The organism is Psychrobacter sp. H25, assembly GCF_059076335.1.
In genome coordinates, this window is the sequence record NZ_JCACRV010000001.1 from 760191 (window position 1) to 783460 (window position 23270).

Consider the following 23270-nt stretch of genomic DNA (forward strand, 5'->3'; position numbering starts at 1 on the left):
TCATAATGGCTGAGTTTTGGTGTACTTATCGTATCAATATTGAATAACACGATGCTATATTAAACTTGGTCAATGACTGACGCTTCGACAAGGATGAACCCATGATAAAAAAATTGCTCATTGCCAATAGAGGTGAGATTGCCCTGCGCATCGTTCGAGCTTGTAAAGCGCTAGGTATTGAAACAGTAGGTGTCTACTCTACCGCTGACGCCAATTTGATGCACCTGCGCTTTGTTGATGAGGCAATTTGTATTGGCAAACCTAATGCCAACCAAAGCTATCTGGATATCAATACCATCTTAACCGCTGCTGAAATCACTGGCGCAGATGCTATCCACCCAGGCTATGGTTTTTTGTCTGAAAATGCCGAATTTGCTGAACGAGTAGAAGAAGCAGGATTGACTTTCGTTGGTCCAAATGCTGATCACATCCGCTTGATGGGCAATAAAGTCTCTGCTATCAACGCGATGAAAAAAGCAGGCGTACCGACTGTGCCGGGCTCTGTTGGCGCTGTGACACTCCACAATGCTGAAGAGCAGGCACGTAATATCGGTTTTCCATTACTGATCAAAGCCGCCTCTGGTGGCGGTGGACGCGGTATGCGTGTGGTTGAGCGCTTTGATGAGTTGGTTGGTCAAGTACAAGCTGCAAAACAAGAAGCTGAGCTATGGTTCGGTGATGATACGGTCTATATGGAGCGCTATCTACAAAACCCACGCCACGTAGAAGTACAGGTACTTGGTGATGGGAATGGTAATGCCATCCATCTGTATGACCGTGACTGCTCATTGCAGCGTCGTCACCAAAAAGTACTAGAAGAAGCGCCTGCACCAGATATCCCAGATGATGTACGCGAACCAATTCTAAAAGCTTGTGTGAAAGCCTGTGAGCTTGTGAAGTATCGCGGTGCTGGTACGTTTGAGTTTTTATTTGAAAACAACGAGTTTTTCTTTATTGAGATGAACACTCGAGTGCAGGTTGAACATCCCGTAACTGAGATGATTACTGGTATCGATGTCGTTGTCGAGCAGCTCAAAATCGCCGCTGGTTATGGTCTATCTTATCGCCAAAGTGAGATTGAAATCCAAGGTCATGCGATCGAGTGCCGTATTAATGCTGAAGATCCAGCGACCTTTGTGCCGTGCCCTGGTACTATTAGCCAATTGTTCACACCAAGTGGTTCTGGTATTCGTTTTGACTCGCATTTATATCCTGGTTATGAAATACCGACTTATTATGATTCACTGATCGGTAAGCTTATCTGTCACGGTCAAACGCGTCAGCAAGCTATCGCTAAGACAGTACATGCCCTTGATGAATTAATCATCGAAGGTATCAAGACCAATATCCCACTTCATCGTGATGTGATTTTGGCGGATGATCAGTTTGTTCAAGAAGCACAAAACATTCACTATCTTGAAAGAGAGATGTTGAATGCGGACAAAACCAAGAAATAATCATAAATTACAATAGTTAGAGCTTTGATAGCTAGAGGCTAGATAGTTAAAGACTTTAATCCGCTTATTAGTAATCTGTAAACCAGACTTATTAGAAACTTAATACGAAAAAGCCGCTATATCGATAGCGGCTTTTTTCTGTCGTTTTAGAACAGGACGATTAGAATTCTATGTGATAGATAATTTACTATTAATACCACCTACTATGGCAAAACTCTATTGAAATTCATAAAGCATTCTTTTCCATCAGGGTCAGCGCACCACTGCATCTGATTGCCATCATGATTGATAAAGGCAATCAACGCTTCATCAGTCTGGTCTATCTGATTGCCCGAGCAGTCTACCTCGTTATTATCATAGACGGTCTTGATCGCGATAATAGGCAGCCCCTCTTCGCGATGAGTGATTAAGTAACGACCATAGGTCCACTCCTTGCCACTAGACGCTCGCATCTCGTTATCAGCACCAAAATTGTACAACTCGCGGCACTGCGCAGACTTATTTGCTGAACTAATAAGGTTCTTGTTAGTAGTTGGCGGAATCTTTAAAACTCGCTCTTCGTTTTGGGTCAGTATACCGCCATCTATCCTAGCCATCACTTTAGGCTCTACGCTGCTGGGTTTTTGCTCACTCACAGCCGGTTGCTTAGCCCTCGCCTCTTTAGTCATAGTGATAGGACTATCCAAATCAATCTCCCATTGTCCTGCAATAGCAGGGCTGATATGAGTAGTGATTGTTGGCTCAGTAACCGCTTCACCGTTTGCAGGTAATGAAGCTAGAATAGATGCCAATGTGAACGAAGCAAATGTGGTAGGTTCCATGGTTAACCTTTTATTTATAATGTTTTAATATATACATTAGCGTAAGTCGTAGACACCAAAAACACAAGTAACATTATGCTATTGGTCGCAGTATCATATATAAAAAGCTTCCAAGAAAATTCGTGCAACCGTAGGCTATATCCATAAGAAGATAGAACATTGACCAACGCTCAGTCTTCTTTTTACCCAAAAAATAACACCATAACTTTGCTTGTTAGGCACAAGGAGCTATGGCGCTATATATTTATGAAGCTAAGATCAGCATAAATTACTGGACTACACAATGATTGCTGTTTATTTGAGTATTAGGCTACCTCTGTACTCAATGCTTGAGCAAAAGCTGACAGCGCCCCTTTTAGCATCGCTGATACTGTACTACTGCATGTACCGATACCAGAGTATACTTCACCATCTACATTTAGCTGAATATAGGCGGCAGCATTGGCATTAGTCTTGTTGTCACTGTTGGTGTCATCATCGATGCCATTGCCACTGTTGTGGTGCGGGTTAATCGCATGCTCAGCATAGTTAATGATATGCAAAGACTTACCCGTATGCTGTGCAAGACCATCAATAAACGATGACAACGGGCCATTACCAGTACCATCAATATCAATGGTGTCACTATTCATCTGTACTTGACCGCTAAAATACACCTCACCACCTTTGTTATTGACACTATAGTCTAATAGCTCAAACTTACCTTGCTGTAAGTAAGTATCTTCAAAGGTCTGTAGGATTTCATCGTTTTGTAATTCTCGGGCCACCGCTTCAGCCTGCTTTTGTACCACGCGACTAAAGTCAATCTGCATCCAGCGCGGTAAATTAAAGCCATAGTTGCGCTGTAGAATATAAGCAACGCCGCCTTTTCCTGACTGACTATTGATGCGTACCACATCTTGGTAGCTACGACCAATATGTGCAGGATCGATTGGCAAGTAAGCCACATCCCAAACGTTATCCGTCTCGTTTTGATGATTTTCATTATAATCGAGAGACTTTTTGATGGCATCTTGGTGTGAGCCACTAAATGCCGTAAAGACCAACTCGCCTACATAAGGATGACGTGGATGCAACGGTAAATTATTGCACTCGCTCACGACTTGTACGATTTCACTCATGTTGCTAAAGTCAAGATCAGGATCGATACCTTGGCTAAACAAGTTCATAGCCATGACCATGATGTCCATATTACCGGTACGCTCGCCATTGCCAAGCAGAGTACCCTCGATACGATCAGCGCCTGCAAGTACACCCAATTCAGCTGCCGCTACTGCACATCCGCGATCGTTGTGCGTATGCAAACTAATAATGACATGCTCACGCTGGGCAAGATGACGACAGAAGTACTCGACTTGGTCAGCAAAGACATTGGGCATAGATGCCTCAACAGTCGCTGGTAGGTTAAAAATAACTTCTTGCCCGTTCTGCGGCTGCCACACGTCACAAACTGCGTCGCAGACTTCTACAGCATACTCAGTCTCTGTCTGGCTAAAACTCTCAGGAGAGTATTGAAATACCCAATCCGTCTCAGGATACTTTGCCGCATATTCTTGCAACAATTTAGCCCCTGCGATAGCAATCTCTTTGATTTCAGCTTTGTCTTTGCCATAGACTTTTTCGCGTTGTACACGACTGGTTGAGTTATAAACATGAACGACTGCGCGTTTTGCGCCCTTTAACGACTCAAATGTACGGGCGATCAAATGCTCGCGCGCTTGTACCAATACTTGTAGTGTCACATCATCAGGTACGTGGTTTTCTTCAATGAGCTTACGAGCAAAGTCAAACTCAACCTGTGCCGCTGATGGAAAACCAATCTCAATTTCTTTAAAACCAACATCGACTAGCGTCTTAAAAAAACGCATTTTTTGTTCAATAGTCATCGGGTCAATCAATGCTTGGTTACCATCACGCAGATCTACGCTTGCCCATATCGGTGACTTTTCGATTGTTTTGCTCGGCCACGTCCGATCTGGCAACGAGGGTGCAAATGCAAATGGACGGTATTTACGAAAGTCAAAAGCGGCACTTTTTGGTGTGATCTTTGCAGTCCCTGAGACTGCAGTGCGAGTGGCTTGGTCAGACATAATCAATCCTTAGACGGTAACGTTATTTGTATATTTAGTGGGCGATTAGCTGCTGGTTAGATCAATACTTATCATACAAGATAGCTAGTGTTTATATCACAATAATAGCAAAGTTTGATGCTCAGAAACCTGCTTTTTTTCACTCTATTTATTGTTATTTTAGTGGATAATACTATATTAGGCTCTATAATCGAGTTAATTCACTATTGAGACAATAAAAATGCCAGACAACCAGATCGAGAATACATTAGTAGCGGATATAGACGAGATCGATAGGCAACTACTGCGCTTATTACAGACACAAGCGCGCATGAGTGTGACTGAACTTGCTGAGCGCGTGAATTTATCTGCCACGCCCTGCGCGCGGCGAATCAAACGCTTAGAAGATGCAAATGTTATCACAGGATATCAAACCAAGACCGATGCACAAAAACTCGGTTATCCACTTGCTGTGTTTATCGCTATCAGTATGGACCGTCATACAGCTGAGCGTTTCGAACAGTTTGAGCGCAAAGTTCAAAGTTTTGAGGAAGTTATTAGCTGTAGTATTGTCACAGGACGCACAGAGGACTATCTGATCAAAGTAAGGGTACGCGATATGGCGCATTACGAGGAGTTTTTGTTACATAGACTCAATCGTATCGAAGGCGTTGCCCAAGTACATACCAGCTTTGAGTTACGAGAAGTGTTTAGTCGGAGCGTGGTTTAGAGGATCTAAGCCACTGGTAGTGTAGGACGACGGAGTGTTAGCATTATTATCCTGCCATGCCAGCAAGGCTGTGACCAATAAGCCAAAAAACTGCCCTAGTGCATAGAACAGCGTCACCAATGCAATCACTAAGTCAGAGTGGGCAGCAGTGGCATTTGACACAATGTGAGTATCATCGCTACCCTAACAACAAAGATTAATTACAAAAATCTCAACCTTACAATAGTGGCATTGCCATGTAGCCCAAATGTCCCATCAAACCAGATATTCAGGCACTCATCAATAGCAAAAACGACAAACCTATGATTCACTAATCGAATCAACATTTACGAGACGTTTAGCGTTGGCATTTCTGTCTCATCTTGTCCTAGCATCTGTACACGTTGATCACTGAACATATCCATATCAGGGGCTAACGTACGCATAAACCGATCAAAATATAGCATCTGCTTGGTCAACAGCGCAAAATCACGCGGGAAATGGATACCGTGACGCTTACCCACTTCGACGATCTCAAGCATCATTTGATTCAGCTCATCGGCTTGTTCTTTGCTGTTGAAAGGTACACCACTGGTAAACGCCTTATCTTCTGCCATGATGGTTGTCATCATGCGCTGTAAGTCATTGCCCAATGCAGCCACATCGACTTTGTTGTCGCCATGCGTCATTTCCATATCAATCATATGACGGGCCATCGCTTGATAATCATTGTCTTGCATCGCTTGCATCATACCCATGCACGCGCGCCAACTCTCAGCTTTGAGTTTACCAACAATACCAAAGTCTAAAAAGCCAATACGGCCGTCGGTCAATAGCATCAAATTACCAGCATGTAAGTCAGCATGAAAACTGTTGCACAGCATGAGACTGGCAAACCATGTATTTAGAGTATCTGCCATCACTTGCGCAGGATCGCTACAGTACTGACGCATGAGTGACTCATCGACCATCGAGACGCCATATAGTCGGCTCATTGTGAGTACACGCTTAGTCGTCAACGCTTCGTATACTTGCGGCGCCACTACGCGAGTATTCCCTGATACCGCTAAGAACTGCTGAAAATCGCGGATATTTTGTGCTTCAGCAATAAAGTCAGTCTCGGCAAGCATACGCAGACGAATCTCATCGATGATCGGTGCGATGCTAGCAAATTTCATCGATGGCATTACAATTTCGAGCAGTTTAGTCACGCCATGCAAGACACCCAAATCGGTCTGCATAATGGTTTCGACGCCAGGTTTTTGCACTTTTAGCACCACTTCATCACCGTTATGCAACCGTGCTGCATGCACTTGGGCAATAGAAGCTGATGCGAGGGGCTCTGAGTCAATATGCGCAAACGTGTCATCAAGGGTCATGCCCTCAGTCGCTAGCTCTTCTTTTAACACTTGCTCAATATAAGCATAAGACAACGGCGTGGTCTGATCCAGGCAGCTTTGGAATGCCTTGACATATTCTCGTGGAAACAGAGACGGTGTACTGGCAATAAACTGACCGATTTTGATATAAGTGGTGCCGAGCTGCTCAAAAGTTTCTTTGAGTAGCATCGCGTCAGGTTTCTCCCCTTTTGCTACTCTTAGCGCAGACAGACCTGCCACACTCGCTGTTTGGCGAACACGGTTGACGACATTAAAGGTATGTTTTAATAAATGCGGACGATGAATTTTCATAAAAAACAACTATGGTAATAAGAAGGATGTTTGAAAATAGATAATATGATAAAAGTATTTATAAAGGGTTACAGCACTAGCATATTAATTAACACTGCTACAGACAGGGCATTGGGGGTCTTTTCTATAACCCATCAGCCGCTGCTGCATTTGACTACCATCCCATATGAGCAGCTTATTTGTCAGTGGATTTTTGGTTAATCCCAAATACTGTAAGGCGGCATTGGCTTGCAGATTACCCATGACGGCTGTAGTACTAGCGAGCACACCCGAATTAGCACAGGTACGTTCATCAGCGGCATCATCGCGCACAACCGAGCCAAACACGCAGTGGTAGCAGCCAGTATCGAGCTGAGGCTCAAACAACGCCAGCTGTCCTTGCATTGCAATTGCTGAGGCTGATAACAGCGGGATTTTATAGCGGACGCTGATACGGTTGATACTATCACGCGTCGCAAAATTATCAGTACAGTCTAAAAGTAAATCAGGCTTGTTTGTTGCCATACCTAGCAGCTCATAAGCATTGTTTTCATCTAAACGTGCGACTGTCCCGTGAGCTCGTATCAGAGGATTAATGCGCGCTAACATGGCAGCTGCACTCAGTGCTTTAGATTTGCCAATATCTTCTGGCAAAAACAACGTTTGCCGTTGTAGGTTACTCGCCTCAATCTCATCATCGTCAATCAGATGAACATAGCCCACCCCTGCACGTACCAGTGTCTCAGACGCTGGGCAACCAAGACCGCCTGCCCCTATCATAACCACGCGTGCTGATTTTAGTCGCAGCTGAGCATCCATATCCCAACCGTCTAATAAAACGTGCCGAGCATAACGGAGCAGCTCATCATCGGATAGTGGTGCCACCTCTTCTACCATATTTATCTACAACCTATAATCAAAAAAATCCACTCATAAAACTTGTCTATTGAACGTGCCCTAGCGTGACACGGTCATTACCACCATAATCTTGTACCGTATGCACCGACTCAAAATCATTATCCAAAAACAACTGTCGAACAGCAGCACCTTGATCATAGCCATGTTCGATAGCCAATAACCCATTTGTGCATAGGTATATCGATGCGTGCTGAATAATATGCTCGATATCTGCCAAGCCATGATTGGGCGCACTCAGCGCGCTTATCGGCTCAGCCTTTAACGCAGCCAAATGCTCATCTGTCTCATCGATATATGGTGGATTAGAGACAATCACATCAAACTGCTGTTCAGCACTAGTAGCGAGTGCCTGATACCAACTGCTTTGGACGAATTTAATGTCAGCAACGTCGTTATTAATAGCATTATGCTGAGCAACCTTCAGCGCGTCGAGCGATAAATCGACTGCGACAACTTGCCAGTTAGCGTGCTTAAGTTCATGAGCAAGACTGATAGCGATACAACCTGAACCCGTCCCCAAATCTAGTAAACGCTTATTATGAATACGTGTTGGCTGAGCATTGATCCACTGTAGTACCTGCTCGACCAATACCTCGGTATCCGGTCTAGGAATCAGAGTATGCTCATTGACATTAAAATTAAGTGACCAAAATTCTTGCTGCCCAGTCAGGTACGCAAGCGGTATACCTTGCTGCATCTTACTCACACCATCACTGAACTGTGCAAGCTCGCTGTCACTCAGCTGGTAATCTTCATCCGTCATCAACGCTATCGCGGGCTTATCAGTGACATGTAACAACCAGTCCGTTAGCCAAAACGACGGCAGCTGGTTGCTCGTATTATCATTTGTCAGTTGTCCAATGTGTTGCTTAATTTGACCGATGGTTGATGCTGACATAAGTCACTCTTAAAAATAATAGAAAGATCAGTAAAGGGCCTAAACTATTCTGACGCGCGCGGTGGCTCTTTGGTATCAGTCAGGTTTGGATTTGCCCTGGCTAACTTATCGCCGCTGCCATCATCGTCGCCATAAATGTCATCGTTATCACCAATAACAATATGTTTATCAACAAAATAAATCAGTGCCAAGATAGGGATACCAATCGCAAAGGTAAAAATAAAGAAGAACGGATAGCCCATATTATCGACGATAGCACCAGAATAACCACCCATAACTTTAGGTATGAGCGTCATCAGTGAAGAAAAAATAGCATACTGTACGGCGGTAAAGCGAATAGAGGTCAGTGCCGACAAGAAGGCAATAAATACAGCACTTGCCAGTCCTGCAGCTAAGTTATCAAAAATGACCGCCAAATACATGAATGGTAAGCTGCCTGGATTATACGTCAATAGTACAAATAACAAATTGGTCGCACAGGCTAAAATAGCACCAATCATCATAGCGTGCATAATACGGAAACGCTGGGCTAAAATCCCGCCCAAAAACCCACCTCCAATCGCCATAATCACACCGACAAGCTTCACAGCATTCGCAATGTCCGTCTTACTAAAGCCCATGTCTTGATAAAAGACGTTTGAGATCACGCCAGCTACGATATCAGATATACGATACAGACCAATCAACGCCAGCAGCAACAGGGCTTTTTTGCCATAACGACGGAAGAAGTCCAAAACAGGCTCGATCCATGTTGCCATCGCCACTTCTTTTTTGACTAATCCTACTTTTACCAATGCGTAGCCTGCTACCATCGCCGCCCCTAAACTCACCAGTAAATGGAAAGTTTCTACAAAGAAGCTAGAAAACGCGCCTTCAAATTCTGGTAGGACTTGTCCCATCACTATGTAAGCAGCGATAAAGGCAATCACTGAAAATACAAACAACGCCACCAGTCTGACGTAATCCTCACGAGTCTCAGCGACCAGTGGGGCTTTGTTGATGATTTTGGGTTGGTTGACGATGAAGTACAGTAGTAATAATGGGGCACAAGCAACCAAAGCCAAAAAGTAAAACTTGATAGCCGGCATTATCATTAGCGGTATCAATGCCACTGTGCTATCAAATACTGTATTGATTAAGATGTTGATCAGATAAATGATACCGAATAGCAAACCTGGTATCAGCAGTAATGCAGAATAAATAAGAAATACTTTTAAATTGCCTTTTTGCTTGTTGTTTTGTAAAACGTCAGCCGTCGGCTCATAACTGGCAAATGTCGTCAAGACCCCTAAAGTCATGACCCCTGCCATAATATAATAGGTATTGCGCCATGCCTCGTAACTATAAAAAGTCTCATTTGAGCCAAAATAGTCCGCCAAATACAACGCGCCTGCCCCAGCAACGATCATACCAATACGGTAACCTGACACATAAATAGAAGACAAAATAGACTGCATAGACGGCGGTGCAAGTTCGATACGGTAGGCGTCAATCACAATATCTTGCGTCGCAGAAGAGAAGCCAAGCAACACCGCAGCACCTGCCATATAGACCAAAACATCTTCACTGACAGGGTTCACCCTTGCCATCAAAAAAATAGCCAGCACAATGAGCAGCTGTGATACCACCATCCAACTGCGGCGGCGACCGAGCCATTTTGTCAAAAACGGTACAGGTAGCGCATCGATTAATGGCGCCCAAATAAACTTAAATGAATATCCTAATGCCGCCCAACTAAACATGGTGACGACGCTACGATCAATTCCTGCCTCTCTGAGCCATAGTGATAAGCTTGAGAAAATAAGCAGAATAGGGATACCCGCTGAAAAACCCAAAAATAACATGATAATCACACGAGGGTCTAGATAGGCTTTTGTCGCCTCGCCCCATGATTTTTTGGCAATTGGTTGATTGGGTGGCACAGATTTCACAGCAGACATAATAACTCACCAACAATTGAGACAAGGAACACAACTGCACACAATTCTTATCACTCTTCAAAATCAGTTACTCAATAAAGTAGCGATAAAAAAGAATCGATAAAAACTGCTCGACGTTGTACCAATATAAAGTTGTACCAATATAGATATGACAACAAAATCCAGTTATGGTACTTGAGAACCTTCACCTTGACTAGATGTTTTTGCACTAACTCACTGACTATATTGCTTTTACGATGGCTTATGTTTCGTAGTAGTCTCGCAGATTATAACAATATTTCTCTAAGGTTAAATTAACCCTTATTTTTCTTGCTACATTCTCTCTTAAGCCATACCTGACAACGTCATGATATATAGGTAATATAAAGGTAGCTATAAAATTGAAATAGATCTAATTGATTGAGCGTAATCTGCTGGTTTATTCTCAACTAGCGATAACGAGTACAGGCGTTAATGACGATTTAGATAAACAAAACATCAAGCTTTTTACGATTAATAATTTAAAACTTATAATTCTTATATATTAGTTTTATAAATACACAGTGCTTCGCTATGCTCTATGTATAAACAATGATTATTTCGATTAACTGTTTGTTCTTTCTATTATCATAGCCCAGGAGTTTTACCATGTCCGATTCGACCAATACCCCAACCAACAAAAACGCTACGCAGGATACTGCTGGTTGCCCTGTAGATCATAGCAACAATGCACCAACCAATACCACTTATGATCAAGGAGATAACAAGGGTCCAACGATTCATAGTGAAAACGTTGACAAATCACACGCGCCGCAGCGCCCTAGCATGGGTGGCTGTCCTGTCATACACCAAGCTCACACCACTACTGCTTCTGCTGCAACCGATTGGTGGCCAAACAGCTTGAACTTAGACATATTGCATCAGCAAGACAAAAAGACCGATCCTATGGGAGCGGATTTTGATTATAACGAAGCGTTTAAACAACTGGATTTAGAAGCGGTAAAAACAGATCTAAAGAACCTAATGACTGAGTCACAAGAATGGTGGCCAGCCGATTGGGGACACTATGGCGGATTGATGATTCGCATGGCATGGCACTCAGCCGGTACGTATCGCGGTGCTGATGGTCGCGGTGGCTCTAATACGGGTAACCAGCGTTTTGCGCCATTGAACAGCTGGCCAGATAACGTCAACCTAGACAAAGCGCGCCGTTTATTATGGCCCATTAAGAAAAAATACGGCAACAAACTGTCTTGGGCTGACTTGATGATTTTGGCAGGTAACATGGCTTATGAGTCCATGGGTTTCAAAACCATAGGTTTTGCTGGTGGTCGCGCTGATACTTGGCATCCAGAAAAAGACATCTACTGGGGTTCTGAGCGCGAATGGTTAGCAGATACAGAGAACCGTTACGACAATGATGAAGACCGTACCTCGCTCGAAAACCCACTAGCAGCAGTACAAATGGGCTTGATCTATGTTAACCCTGAAGGTGTGGACGGCAACCCCGACCCACTAAAAACAGCTCAAGATATGCGTACGACCTTTGCTCGTATGTCAATGAATGATGAAGAGACTGTGGCATTAACAGCTGGTGGTCACACCGTGGGTAAATGTCATGGTAATGGTGATGCAACAACCCTAGAGGATGAGCCAGAAGCCGCTGATGTGAAAGAGCAAGGTCTAGGCTGGCGCAACCCTAAAGGTAACGGCAATGCAGGTAACACGGTCTCAAGTGGTATTGAGGGCGCCTGGACGACCAATCCTACTCAGTGGGATCACGGCTACTTTGAGCTATTATTAAACCAAAACTGGGCATTGACCAAAAGTCCAGCAGGGGCATGGCAGTGGGAACCAACCGACATCAAAGAAGAAGATCGTCCATTAGATGCTCATGATCCAAGTGTACGCCGCAATCCAATCATGACTGATGCCGATATGGCGTTGATTAAAGATCCTATCTATCGTGAGATCTCTGAGAAATTCCACAACAACCCAGAGTATTTTGATGAAGTATTTGCCAAAGCATGGTTCAAGCTGACTCACCGTGATTTGGGACCTAAAGCTCGCTATTTAGGTGCCGATGTACCAAGCGAAGATTTTATCTGGCAAGATCCTATCCCAGCAGGAAATGCAGAGTTAACTGCTGATGATATTGCAACGCTAAAATCGCAGGTATTAGATAGTGAGTTGAGCCGCCGTGAACTTATCATTACCGCATGGGATAGCGCACGTACATTCCGTGCCTCAGACTATCGTGGCGGTGCCAACGGTGCACGTATCCGTTTGGCCCCTCAAAAAGACTGGGCGGGTAATGAGCCAGAGCAGCTACAACGTGTACTTGAGACATTGACACGCATTCAAGCTGACTTTGACAAAGACATCAGTTTGGCCGATCTAATTGTGTTGGCTGGTAATGCGGCTATCGAGCAAGCAGCAAAAGAGGCAAGTGTAGACATAACCGTTCCATTCACACCAGGTCGCGGTGATGCCGATGCATCAATGACTGATGCTGAATCTTTTGCTGATTTAGAGCCATTACATGATGGATATCGTAACTGGGTCAAAGAAGATTACGCCGTTTCTCCTGAGGAGATGCTACTTGATCGTTCTCAGTTGATGGGATTGACAGCGCCTGAGATGGTTGTATTGATTGGTGGTATGCGAGTCCTCGATACCAACTATGGTCATAGCCAACATGGTGTCTTTACGGAACGCGCTGGTGTCCTCACCAATGACTTCTTTGTTAACTTGACAGACATGAACTACACTTGGCATCCTGTAAAATCGGACGACAAAGCAAGTGATACTGTTGATAACTATGAAGTGCGTGAGCGCAGCACTGGAAAGGTTAAATGGCAAGCACGCCGTGTCGATCTAGTATTTGGCTCAAACTCTATCTTACGTGCCTATGCTGAGCTATACGCACAAGACGATAATGTAGAGAAGTTTGTTCGTGACTTTGTGAGCGCTTGGAACAAAGTGATGAATGCAGATCGCTATGATGTTGCTAAGTAAGCGTTATTTATTGGATTAACGAAAATCAAGCAAGTCTATAAATCATGAACAGCTACCTTCTAGAAGGTAGCTGTTTTTTTGTGCTGAAAATTTACCCGTTTGAAGTCTATTTTCTAGAAAGCTGTAATTTTTTGTGCTTTATAGACCGCTTATCCTTCATAAGACATTTGTCTTTTATGAGTGACTACCGTCTTATAAGCCATTCACGTTTTACTAATATAAATCATCATGACCCATGTTGAGAGCTATGTCACCACATCAACTGCCTCTATATTCGTTATTATCATAAATTGATAGCTATTTATTATATACAAGAATAATAGGTTTGTTTTACACTAGCCTATTGCGGTATATTCATATGTTTTTACTTTCATATACAGACCTTTCAAACATAGACAAGGTCTATATAGTTATACAATAGGATTAGGTTATGGCAATCGACGTAGTGGTCAACCAGCGACATTTGCAGATTCAGCTCAAACAGTTGGAAACAGTATGGCATACGGTGATCAATGGCTATAACTTAAGTCAAGCAGCGACGGTCCTACACACGAGCCAGTCGAGCTTATCTAAGCATATCGCAGCCCTCGAAAACCAACTAAAGACCGAAGTATTCATTCGTCAAGGCAAGCGCTTGACAGGTTTGACCACTATGGGTACAGCACTCATGCCTCATATCGAGTCTATCTTTGCTGAAATCCGTACCATTGAAAACTTGAGTCTAGATTTTAACAATCCCAATATAGGCACACTAACGATTGCCACCACTCATACACAAGCACGCTATGTGTTGCCGCAAGTAGTCAAAGAGTTCAAAGATCGCTTTCCCAAAGTAAATCTCATCTTACAACAGGCAGATCCTGAGACCATCGCGCAGATGGTGATTCGTGGTCAGGCGGATATTGGTATCGCAACCGAGTCGTTGCTGCAAAACAATTACCTCAGATGCTACCGTTACTATGACTGGACGCACCGCGTTATCGTACCGAGCGATCATGAGCTTGCTAGTCAAGAATCTATCGACCTGCCTACCCTTGCCAGCTATCCCATTGTTACCTATCACGGCGGCTTTACTGGTCGCGGCGCCATTGATAAAACCTTTGAAGAAGCAGGTCTGGAGCCAGATATCGTATTAGCGGCCTTGGATGCTGATGTGATCAGTACCTATGTTGGACTGGGTTTGGGGATTGGCATCATCGCAGAAATGGCGTTTGAACCCAGCCATTATCAGAACCTAACTGCCATACCAGTAGATCATTTTGGCCGCTTTACCAGTTGGATGGCAGTACGCGATGATGCCGAAATCCGCCAATACGGCCGCGCCTTTATGGAACTGTGTCAGAAACAATTCAACAACTAAAACAACCCTACCAAACCGTTACTGCTAGCTTGCGTCACCTTTACCGAACTTATGCATAAATGATAAAATAGAGTCTAAAACGTCATCCAACGTTTTATTTTTTATTTATGCATGTATTGCTGGACACCTAGACATTTAATGACCTAAATATTTGAAGATTTAGGATTTGATGGCTACTGGGTGTCGATCACTGCATGTCCATTTGCTCTTATGTAACAGGTGATACCGCTCATGGAAAAACTCGTAGCGATCATTATGGCAGTTTTTGCCGCCCCTTTGCTTATCGGCGGCGCTTATCTGCTCTCTCTAGGCGGTAGTCCTTACTATCTTTTCGCTGGCGTTATCATGTTAACGACAGCTTTTTTATTGTTCAAAAAACATTGGAGTGCTTACGGACTCTACGCCCTCTTTATCGTGGCAACCATGGTGTGGGCACTATGGGAATCTGGATTTTATTGGTGGGCGCTAGCACCTCGCGTTGGTTTCCCACTGATATTTGGTTTGCTCATGCTATTACCATGGGTAGCTAATAAGATGCGTGGACATAAGCCTCAAGTAGCCGCGAGCACATCACCAACCACAGACTCTGTTAAGAAAAGTCCCCTATATTATTGGGGTCTGCTCGCTAGTGTCGTTGTGGGCGCATTGCTCTCTTTTGGGAGCTTGGCAAACAACGCTACTGACAAACTAGGCGAGCTTGATTTGTCTGCGACCGATAAAAGCAACCAAGATGACAGTACAGATGAAACGTCAGCCAATCTTGGTGATCCACTATCCAATGGTCAGCAAACGCCAGATGGCGAGTGGAGCGCGTATGGTCGTACAGACTACGGACAGCGCTACTCTCCTCTGACACAGATCAACACTGATAATGTCAAAGATTTAGAACTGGCTTGGCAGATCCAGACAGGTGATGTCAAAGGTCCTAACGATGTCGGTGAGACCACCTATCAGGTAACCCCGCTCAAAATCGGTAATGCACTATACCTATGTACACCTCACAACTGGGTTATGGCATTAGATGCAGACTCTGGTGAGACACTATGGAAGTTTGACCCTCAAGTAGAAGAGAATTTACAACGTCAGCACCAAACATGCCGCGGCGTCTCTTACTATGCGGGTCAAGCTAGCACTGATAATACGCCTGTGATTGCTAATGATGTCGCTGCGACTAATGAAGCGGGTACTCGCGATACGATGGTTCAAAAAATTGCTGGCAATACGTTTGACAATGCCTCTAAACAATGTGATGCCAAAATATTTATTCCGACGTCTGATGCCAAGCTATATGCACTTGATCCAAATACAGGACAGCGCTGCCAAGACTTTGGTGATGATGGTGCATTAGATTTGATGCATAACATGCCATTTACTCAGGCAGGGTATTACTACTCTACCTCGCCGCCAGTTGTTGCAGGTGACGTCATTATTGTAGCTGGCGCTGTCAATGACAACTATGATGTCAACTCGCCTTCTGGTGTGATACGCGCTTATGATGTCAATACTGGTGAGCTCATGTGGAACTGGGATTCAGGTGATCCTGAAAACACTGCACCTTTCGATGTCAATGATCCAGCCCAAACTTACAAAACCAGCTCACCAAACTCATGGGCAATCGCTAGTGCTGATGAAGAGCTTGGATTGGCATACTTCCCAATGGGCAACCGTACTCCAGATCAGTTGGGTAGCTACCGTAACGCTGCTGAAGAAAAATACGCAACGTCTGTAGTTGCACTAGATATCGAAACGGGTGAAGCGCGCTGGGTTCAGCAGTTTGTACATCATGACCTTTGGGACATGGACACCCCTGCTCAGCCTACGTTGCTTGACTTAGATACTGCTGACGGCGTTCAGCCTGCGTTGGTCGTGCCGACCAAACAAGGCGACGTCTACGTCTTGAACCGTGCAACAGGTGAGCCTATTGTACCGATCAAAGAACGCGAAGCGCCGCAGGGATATCTGGTAGCAGGTGAGCACGCCGCACCGACTCAGCCGTACTCTGGTTTGAGCTTTGAGCCTGAAATGATGACTGAAAAAGACATGTGGGGCGCGAGTCTCATTGATCAAATGATGTGCCGTATCGAGTTCAATCGGCTCAACTATGATGGTCGCTATACACCGCCATCAACCAATGGCAGCTTGGTCTATCCTGGTAACTTTGGTACCTTTAACTGGGGCGGTATCGCGGTCGATCCTGAAAATGGCGTAATGTTTGGTATGCCGACGTATTTGGCATTTACCTCAAAACTCATTCCTAGAGAAACGCTAGGCGATGCGGAGACCAATAAAGGCGAACAAGGGGTCAATGCAAACGAAGGCGCAGACTATGCAGTCGAGCTAGGTCCTTTCTTATCGCCACTAGGCGTCCCTTGCCAGCAGCCACCATGGGGCACGATAGCAGGTGCTGATCTAGCGACTGGCGAGATTGCCTATCAGCGCAAAAACGGTACAGTACAAGATCTGTCTCCTATCCCAATTAAACTGGAATTAGGGGTCCCTGGTATTGGCGGACCTATGATTACCAAAGGCGGCGTTGCGTTCTTATCAGCGGCGACCGAAAACAACTTCCGCGCTTATGACCTAAAGAATGGTGATGTGCTGTGGAATGTTCGTATTCCAGCGGGTGGCCAGGCCACACCAATGACTTACCTGAACTCTAAAGGTGAGCAGATGGTACTACTGGTTGCTGGTGGACATGGTTCAGTAGGTACAACTATTGGTGACTACGTCATGGCTTATAAACTTGGTGACCAGTCTAAGTAGCATTTACCTAAACAGCTATTAAGCTAAACAGCCGCTCAGCTATAGGACGTTATGTTGATAAAGTACCAATGATTCATATCATGGCTATTTTATCAATAACCAAAAAAAGCAGGTAACCTAGGTTGCCTGCTTTTTTGTTCTCTATGATGGTGCAATATTGCTTGTACTACCTCTATATCGTATGACAACGTTATATGTGACGCTCAGTGGTTAACGAGTGATTATTAAGTGGACTTAAATACTGAGTTAGCTTACTTTGTTATGATTGATTAATACCGACCAGAGGCACTTGAAACTATCACTAATCATGAGCATATCGGTAGACAGTAATTTACACACTACTGGATAATTTATGAATAACAACATCCCTTTATCTTTTTTAGATCTAGCACCCGTACCTGAAGACCATACTATCGCTGAAGGTATCGCCCAAACGGTTGAAACCGCACAGCAAGCAGAAAAGTCTGGCTTGAATCGTTATTGGATGGCAGAGCATCATAATATGCCAGGTATTGCTAGTGCAGCAACCTCAGTGCTACTGTCACATATTGGTAGTCAAACCAAGCGTATTCGTATTGGCGCGGGCGGCGTCATGTTACCTAACCATGCACCCCTCGTGATCGCTGAGCAGTTTGGTACCTTGCAGGCACTCTACGGTGACCGTGTTGACTTAGGTCTGGGACGCGCGCCTGGTACTGACGGGGCGACGTTTCAGGCACTTCGCCGACAAATGAAAGACGCTGAGCGTTTTCCGCAGGATGTGCAAGAGCTGATGTACTTTTTGGGCAATGATACTGACGGTAGCCCTGTACAGGCATTCCCTGGTGCAAAATCAGGCATTCCTATTTGGATATTAGGCTCTTCTCTTTTTGGCGCGACTTTGGCCGCCCATTTAGGACTGCCTTACGTGTTTGCCTCGCACTTTGCACCGCAGATGCTTGGGCAAGCAATCGATGCCTATCGTGAACAGTTCAAACCATCTGCATATCTGGACAAGCCTTATGTGATGCTGGCTGCAAACTTATTACTTGCTGATGATGATGAAACCGCTGAATATCACTTTACTTCAGCGCAGCAGAGCTTTGTACGGTTGCGCCGCGGCGAAACAGGTCAGATGCCAAAACCCACTTACGATATGGACAGTATCTGGAGTCAAGCAGAAAAGATGATGGTAGACAATGCGCTATCAGTGTCTTTCGTTGGCTCTGTTGAGACCGTTAAACCTAAATTGTCTGCGTTTTTGGCAAGATACCAGCCGGATGAGCTGATTGTGACGGCCAACATCTATGACCAAGCCGCCCGTATCCGTTCACTTGAACTTACACCGGAGCTAAACTTATTTACTTTACAATGAAATGAGAGACTTGCATAATTATTGGTAAATCTAAAACTGGATCTTTGACATGGAAGCAACTCCCATTATTGGCGCGTCATTGATGATTGGCTCATCAATATTTATGTATATCGTGGCGCTCCTTGCAGTACTGGCTATTTTTGCATACCTAACCTATCGTACTAGCCCAAAACGCAAACAGCGCCGAGAAGATAAGCGCAATCGAGACAATTTAAATCAATAACAAAAAGCCCTTTCTCAAATAAGAAAAAGGGCTTTTTTTTGCTTCAAAGAGACACCAAAACTCAATAATACTATTGTTTTAAATTTAATCGATGTCCTTAAGAAAATAAATACTACATCAAACCAAGCGCACGTAGCGCTGCCGCCCCAAACGCCATTCCGAACATACCAACGACCGTGGTAAATGCCAAAATGTTTGCCGCCAGTATATCATTGCCACCCATCGCTTTTGCCATCACATAACTGGCTGCTGCTGTTGGTGACGCTACCATCAAGAATAACACGCCCATGTGCACACCTGACAAGCCAAATGCCAGTCCAATCGCGACAGCTACCAGTGGTGCAACGACAATGCGCCCAATACTAGCCTGCATGGACAATCCTGACGCACTCAGCATTGATTTCAGATCAATGCTCGCACCAGCGCAAATCAATGCCAATGGCAATGCGACTGCTGCCAACAAGTCACCAGTCTTATGTATCACGCCTGTTAGTGGTGGCAATGGCAGTGCCTTATATGCAAATGCTGATAGCAATGCCAAGATAAGCGGATTGGTAAACACCTTCTTAATAATCATAATACTGCGACTGATCAAGGTATCATCTATACTTTTTGAAACACGGCTCAAGGTAATGACCGCTAAAATATTGAACAGTATCGTCACCACGCCCATATAGACAGCGCCGATACTTAAACCTTGCGCGCCATAAGCGTTGGCAACCGTTGCAAGACCAATAATTGCCATATTACTACGGAAAATACCCTGTACGAACACGCCTTGATCTTCAGGACGTTTGACAAACCGCTTGGCATAAAGCTCTGCGCCAATAAACAAAACAAAGGTTACCAAGATACCAACGAAGATTAGCTTAATTTGCTGACCATAGTCGACATCACTATCGACCACGCTAAAGAACAACAAGCACGGCAAGCAGTAGTTAAAGACAAAACTTGATGCTTGATCGATAAAAGTTTGGCTGGTCTCACCTCGCCTTTGCATAAAAAAACCCAACCACATCAGTGCAAGGTTGGGAAAGACAATGGTAATCGCAAAAATAACAGCATCGATCATAAATAAGCTCAGTTCGCTGACAAGCCCGACATCATATAGGCATCAGCGATATAAATTAATAAATAGTAGTGAGATTTGGTGAATTTGGCAACCTAGTTTCAGTGACCTAGTATAGAGATAAAGTAGCCAGTAAAACAAGCTCACATACTTCTTTCTTGTCAGAACGATGTATATCTTGACAAACAAAAGCCTGTAACGAAGTGCCGTTACAGGCTTCTTATACGATAAGTGCTTTATTATAAAAGGCTTTATTACATACCTATTATGAGTCCAATGCAGCCTTTGCTTTCTTATGTTTTTTGACCGTCATCGCTAATAGCTGTATAGCAGCAGGTGTCACACCACTGACTCGCCCAGCCTGAGCAAGCGTTGCAGGACGCACTTGCGTGAGTTTCTGTACGATCTCGTTTGATAGACCTGAGACGACGCTATAATCAAAATCTAGCGGTAGCGCTGTGTTTTCTAGTCGCTTCATTTGATCGATGTCTTCCTGCTGACGGTCGATATAGCCTGCGTATTTCACAGAAATCTCGATCTGCTCGCCCACTTGTGCATCTACTGTTGAATCAGTAATAGCAGCGATATCCGCAAAGTGAATCTGCGGACGCTTCAGCAAATCAAAGGCTGTCGATTCTTTAGACAGCACCTCACCTGTTTGCTCAGTCACTTGCTTACCTAATGCATTACTAGGCGTTGCCCACATGTCTTTTAGACGCGAGGTTTCTGTCGAAATGGCTTCCATTTTCTCTTGATAGGCCTGCCAGCGCACATCATCTACCAGTCCTAGCTTACGACCTGTCTCAGTTAAACGCTGATCGGCATTGTCTTCACGTAGCAATAGACGATACTCTGCACGGCTCGTAAACATACGATATGGCTCGGTCGTACCGTGCGTAATCAAGTCATCGACAAGCACACCAAGATAAGCCTCATCACGGCGCGGCGTCCACCTGTCAAACTCGCTGTTATTAGTGGTGACCAATGCTGCATTAGTACCTGCTAGTAGACCCTGTACGCCTGCTTCTTCATAGCCCGTCGTACCATTAATTTGACCAGCAAAGTACAAACGATCAATCGATTTGGTCTCAAGCGTTGGTTTTAAGTTCTGCGGATCAAAGTAATCATATTCAATTGCATAGCCTGGACGCGTGATATGAGCGTTTTCTAGTCCTTTCATACTATGAATAAATTCCAGTTGCACATCAAACGGCAAACTGGTCGAAATACCATTTGGATATAGCTCATGCGTGGTGAGACCTTCAGGCTCGATAAAGATCTGATGGCTGTCTTTATCCGCAAAACGATGGATTTTGTCTTCAATCGATGGGCAATAACGCGGGCCTACGCCTTCGATTTTGCCAGAGAACATCGGTGAGCGGTCAAGGTTCTCACGGATGATGTCATGAGTACGCGCGTTGGTATGGGTGATATAGCAATTGACCTGTTCAGGATGCATAGAGACGTCACCCATATAGCTCATGACTGGTAGTGGCGTATCACCCGGCTGTACCGTCATCACGCTAAAATCAACGCTACGGGCATCGATACGCGCTGGTGTACCTGTTTTTAAACGACCTACTGGTAGTTTAAGCTCACGCAAACGATCTGCAAGTTTGATAGACGGCTGGTCTCCTGCACGGCCACCCTTTGAGTTTTCCATACCAATATGAATGACACCGCCCAAGAAAGTCCCTGAGGTCAGCACCACTGTTTCAGTCTTAAAGACAATACCTGTAGAGGTCACAACTGCTGTCGCACGGCCATTCTCTACCAAGATATCGTCAGCGGCTTGCTGAAATATATCTAAGTTCGGCTGGTTTTCTAATGTATGGCGAATCGCCGCTTTATACAGAATACGGTCTGCTTGCGCACGCGTGGCACGAACGGCAGCCCCTTTACGGCTGTTTAGTACGCGGAACTGGATACCTGCTTTGTCCGTTGCCAGCGCCATTGCACCGCCCAACGCATCAATCTCACGCACCAGATGCGATTTACCGATACCGCCAATCGCAGGATTACAACTCATCTGCCCGAGCGTCTCAATATTATGCGTCAACAATAAGGTCTGTGCGCCCATACGTGCAGCCGCTAGAGCAGCTTCTGTGCCAGCATGACCACCGCCGATCACTATCACGTCATAATGTTTTGGGTATTGCATGTTTGCCTCACTTGACTCATAACGCTGCTTGGTACCACATTTCATTGAATAACATGGTAGTCGGCAAATAAACGTCAGTCGTATTTATAAAAAAGATAACGACTCAGATAAGTCGTTCATAATTGGTTAGATAACCTGTCATTATAACAATTTTTTGACGCTTAAAAAACGCTAGGACAAAAACTATTATAATTAAGCGCAAAGATATTTATACCAGTAATGACGATGTTGACAGTAACACCGTCATTACTGGTGCAGCCACCATCACTTTAGCGGTTAGCTTTTTAGTTTATGATGATATCTTAGCCATTACCGTTACCACGGCTCAGCGGTACTATTTGATCTGACTGACCACTAGACAGCATATGGTGACTGCCATACCCTTCTGGATTGATCTGTAAATAGGCATTCATTTGACCAATGGCATCACCGTCATCACTCGCTAAGATCTGCTCTTTGATGAGCTCGACTGGTGGTAATGGTAAATTTTTAAGCAATGCTAAGCGTTGGTCGTTGTCACCCTTGTTGACCACCAACTCGATCAGCTGGCGCGCATCAATAGGTAGATCAGGGGTATTTTGTGCCAATAATGCCAAATGATAAGCACCTGCCGTATCTTGATCTGCAACGACGCGCTGCTCGATAGCGATATAGGTCGCTTCTGTCGCACCGCCTGCCACACTCAACTGGTGAATACACTTGAGTGCTGAGTTTGACTCATTACTAGCAATCTCAATGATACGCGTAGATTCGTTTTTTAGACGCGCGCGGCGTTTTTCAATCGCCGCCTGCTCAGCCGCTTCTTTTTGCTCGTTTAACTGTTCATTGGTTTTGTTATTCATAAAGCTCTCTTACTCATCT

17 protein-coding genes are annotated in these 23270 nt (G+C 44.6%); 7 read left to right on the forward strand and 10 right to left on the reverse strand.

All coding sequences use genetic code 11. The annotated features are described in order from the left end of the window. Positions 1-101: 101 nt before the first annotated feature. The gene (gene accC, locus AC5JPO_RS02995) at positions 102-1457 is read left to right on the forward strand and encodes an acetyl-CoA carboxylase biotin carboxylase subunit (protein ID WP_493851722.1); all 1356 of its coding nucleotides are present in this window, start codon (positions 102-104) and stop codon (positions 1455-1457) included. 203 nt (positions 1458-1660) lie between these two features. Here the strand turns inward: accC and AC5JPO_RS03000 are convergent, their stop codons facing one another. Both AC5JPO_RS03000 and leuA read right to left on the reverse strand, forming a co-directional pair. Beyond that, positions 1661-2278 carry a hypothetical protein gene (locus AC5JPO_RS03000; RefSeq protein ID WP_493851721.1) on the reverse strand — a complete coding sequence of 206 codons (618 nt, stop codon included), beginning with the start codon at positions 2276-2278 and terminating at the stop codon, positions 1661-1663. Between the two features lie 305 nt (positions 2279-2583). Further along, on the reverse strand, positions 2584-4368 hold the full coding sequence (leuA, locus tag AC5JPO_RS03005; RefSeq protein WP_319050346.1) for a 2-isopropylmalate synthase: 1785 nt from the start codon (positions 4366-4368) through the stop codon (positions 2584-2586). A gap of 220 nt (positions 4369-4588) precedes the next feature. Here leuA and AC5JPO_RS03010 point away from each other — a divergent pair, with 220 nt between their 5' ends. Continuing rightward, complete coding sequence (locus tag AC5JPO_RS03010; RefSeq protein ID WP_443524109.1) at positions 4589-5077, forward strand: Lrp/AsnC family transcriptional regulator; 489 nt, start codon at positions 4589-4591, stop codon at positions 5075-5077. Here the strand turns inward: AC5JPO_RS03010 and AC5JPO_RS03015 are convergent. The 5 genes from AC5JPO_RS03015 to AC5JPO_RS03035 all read right to left on the reverse strand — a co-directional run bounded on the left by AC5JPO_RS03015 (position 5045) and on the right by AC5JPO_RS03035 (position 10482). Beyond that, the gene (locus AC5JPO_RS03015) at positions 5045-5239 is read right to left on the reverse strand and encodes a hypothetical protein (RefSeq protein WP_493853217.1); all 195 of its coding nucleotides are present in this window, start codon (positions 5237-5239) and stop codon (positions 5045-5047) included. The genes AC5JPO_RS03010 and AC5JPO_RS03015 overlap by 33 nt on opposite strands. Positions 5240-5403: 164 nt before the next feature. Continuing rightward, on the reverse strand, positions 5404-6747 hold the full coding sequence (locus AC5JPO_RS03020; RefSeq protein WP_319050343.1) for an ABC1 kinase family protein: 1344 nt from the start codon (positions 6745-6747) through the stop codon (positions 5404-5406). A gap of 84 nt (positions 6748-6831) precedes the next feature. After that, positions 6832-7623: a HesA/MoeB/ThiF family protein gene (locus AC5JPO_RS03025; protein ID WP_493853218.1), complete on the reverse strand. Its 792-nt coding sequence runs from the start codon at positions 7621-7623 to the stop codon at positions 6832-6834. A gap of 46 nt (positions 7624-7669) precedes the next feature. Further along, the gene (prmC, locus tag AC5JPO_RS03030; protein WP_493853219.1) at positions 7670-8542 is read right to left on the reverse strand and encodes a peptide chain release factor N(5)-glutamine methyltransferase; all 873 of its coding nucleotides are present in this window, start codon (positions 8540-8542) and stop codon (positions 7670-7672) included. Positions 8543-8586: 44 nt separating this feature from the next. Beyond that, positions 8587-10482 (reverse strand): AmpG family muropeptide MFS transporter, encoded by a 1896-nt coding sequence (locus tag AC5JPO_RS03035; RefSeq protein WP_493853220.1) that lies wholly within the window; start codon positions 10480-10482, stop codon positions 8587-8589. Positions 10483-11286: 804 nt separating this feature from the next. Here AC5JPO_RS03035 and katG point away from each other — a divergent pair. The 5 genes from katG (at position 11287) to AC5JPO_RS03060 (ending at position 19179) form a co-directional block, all read left to right on the forward strand. Continuing rightward, a complete protein-coding gene (gene katG / locus AC5JPO_RS03040; RefSeq protein ID WP_319050437.1) occupies positions 11287-13479 on the forward strand; it encodes a catalase/peroxidase HPI in 2193 nt (730 codons plus the stop codon). Between the two features lie 430 nt (positions 13480-13909). Next, a complete protein-coding gene (locus AC5JPO_RS03045) occupies positions 13910-14839 on the forward strand; it encodes a LysR substrate-binding domain-containing protein (protein ID WP_319050339.1) in 930 nt (309 codons plus the stop codon). Between the two features lie 231 nt (positions 14840-15070). Beyond that, positions 15071-17602, forward strand: a complete 2532-nt coding sequence (locus AC5JPO_RS03050) for a membrane-bound PQQ-dependent dehydrogenase, glucose/quinate/shikimate family (protein ID WP_319050338.1) — start codon at positions 15071-15073, stop codon at positions 17600-17602. Positions 17603-17954: 352 nt separating this feature from the next. Beyond that, positions 17955-18956: an LLM class flavin-dependent oxidoreductase gene (locus AC5JPO_RS03055; RefSeq protein WP_443524120.1), complete on the forward strand. Its 1002-nt coding sequence runs from the start codon at positions 17955-17957 to the stop codon at positions 18954-18956. A gap of 49 nt (positions 18957-19005) precedes the next feature. After that, positions 19006-19179, forward strand: a complete 174-nt coding sequence (locus AC5JPO_RS03060) for a hypothetical protein (protein ID WP_493853221.1) — start codon at positions 19006-19008, stop codon at positions 19177-19179. A gap of 112 nt (positions 19180-19291) precedes the next feature. Here AC5JPO_RS03060 and AC5JPO_RS03065 read toward each other — a convergent pair whose 3' ends face one another. The 3 genes from AC5JPO_RS03065 to AC5JPO_RS03075 all read right to left on the reverse strand — a co-directional run bounded on the left by AC5JPO_RS03065 (position 19292) and on the right by AC5JPO_RS03075 (position 23251). After that, positions 19292-20251: an AEC family transporter gene (locus AC5JPO_RS03065; protein ID WP_493853222.1), complete on the reverse strand. Its 960-nt coding sequence runs from the start codon at positions 20249-20251 to the stop codon at positions 19292-19294. 262 nt (positions 20252-20513) lie between these two features. Further along, positions 20514-22409: a tRNA uridine-5-carboxymethylaminomethyl(34) synthesis enzyme MnmG gene (gene mnmG / locus AC5JPO_RS03070; protein ID WP_493853223.1), complete on the reverse strand. Its 1896-nt coding sequence runs from the start codon at positions 22407-22409 to the stop codon at positions 20514-20516. Between the two features lie 302 nt (positions 22410-22711). Then, positions 22712-23251 (reverse strand): hypothetical protein, encoded by a 540-nt coding sequence (locus AC5JPO_RS03075; RefSeq protein ID WP_493843310.1) that lies wholly within the window; start codon positions 23249-23251, stop codon positions 22712-22714. Positions 23252-23270 lie beyond the last annotated feature (19 nt).

What these genes read in the sequence shown, in the direction of transcription:
- AC5JPO_RS03060 (WP_493853221.1), top strand. Translation starts at nt 19,006, where the DNA reads ATGGAAGCAACTCCCATTATTGGCGCGTCATTGATGATTGGCTCATCA.
- AC5JPO_RS03065 (WP_493853222.1), bottom strand. Translation starts at nt 20,251, where the DNA reads ATGATCGATGCTGTTATTTTTGCGATTACCATTGTCTTTCCCAACCTT.
- AC5JPO_RS03045 (WP_319050339.1), top strand. Translation starts at nt 13,910, where the DNA reads ATGGCAATCGACGTAGTGGTCAACCAGCGACATTTGCAGATTCAGCTC.
- leuA (WP_319050346.1), bottom strand. Translation starts at nt 4,368, where the DNA reads ATGTCTGACCAAGCCACTCGCACTGCAGTCTCAGGGACTGCAAAGATC.
- AC5JPO_RS03010 (WP_443524109.1), top strand. Translation starts at nt 4,589, where the DNA reads ATGCCAGACAACCAGATCGAGAATACATTAGTAGCGGATATAGACGAG.
- AC5JPO_RS03020 (WP_319050343.1), bottom strand. Translation starts at nt 6,747, where the DNA reads ATGAAAATTCATCGTCCGCATTTATTAAAACATACCTTTAATGTCGTC.
- katG (WP_319050437.1), top strand. Translation starts at nt 11,287, where the DNA reads ATGGGTGGCTGTCCTGTCATACACCAAGCTCACACCACTACTGCTTCT.
- AC5JPO_RS03000 (WP_493851721.1), bottom strand. Translation starts at nt 2,278, where the DNA reads ATGGAACCTACCACATTTGCTTCGTTCACATTGGCATCTATTCTAGCT.
- AC5JPO_RS03055 (WP_443524120.1), top strand. Translation starts at nt 17,955, where the DNA reads ATGAATAACAACATCCCTTTATCTTTTTTAGATCTAGCACCCGTACCT.
- mnmG (WP_493853223.1), bottom strand. Translation starts at nt 22,409, where the DNA reads ATGCAATACCCAAAACATTATGACGTGATAGTGATCGGCGGTGGTCAT.
- AC5JPO_RS03050 (WP_319050338.1), top strand. Translation starts at nt 15,071, where the DNA reads ATGGAAAAACTCGTAGCGATCATTATGGCAGTTTTTGCCGCCCCTTTG.
- AC5JPO_RS03035 (WP_493853220.1), bottom strand. Translation starts at nt 10,482, where the DNA reads ATGTCTGCTGTGAAATCTGTGCCACCCAATCAACCAATTGCCAAAAAA.
- AC5JPO_RS03025 (WP_493853218.1), bottom strand. Translation starts at nt 7,623, where the DNA reads ATGGTAGAAGAGGTGGCACCACTATCCGATGATGAGCTGCTCCGTTAT.
- prmC (WP_493853219.1), bottom strand. Translation starts at nt 8,542, where the DNA reads ATGTCAGCATCAACCATCGGTCAAATTAAGCAACACATTGGACAACTG.
- AC5JPO_RS03075 (WP_493843310.1), bottom strand. Translation starts at nt 23,251, where the DNA reads ATGAATAACAAAACCAATGAACAGTTAAACGAGCAAAAAGAAGCGGCT.
- accC (WP_493851722.1), top strand. Translation starts at nt 102, where the DNA reads ATGATAAAAAAATTGCTCATTGCCAATAGAGGTGAGATTGCCCTGCGC.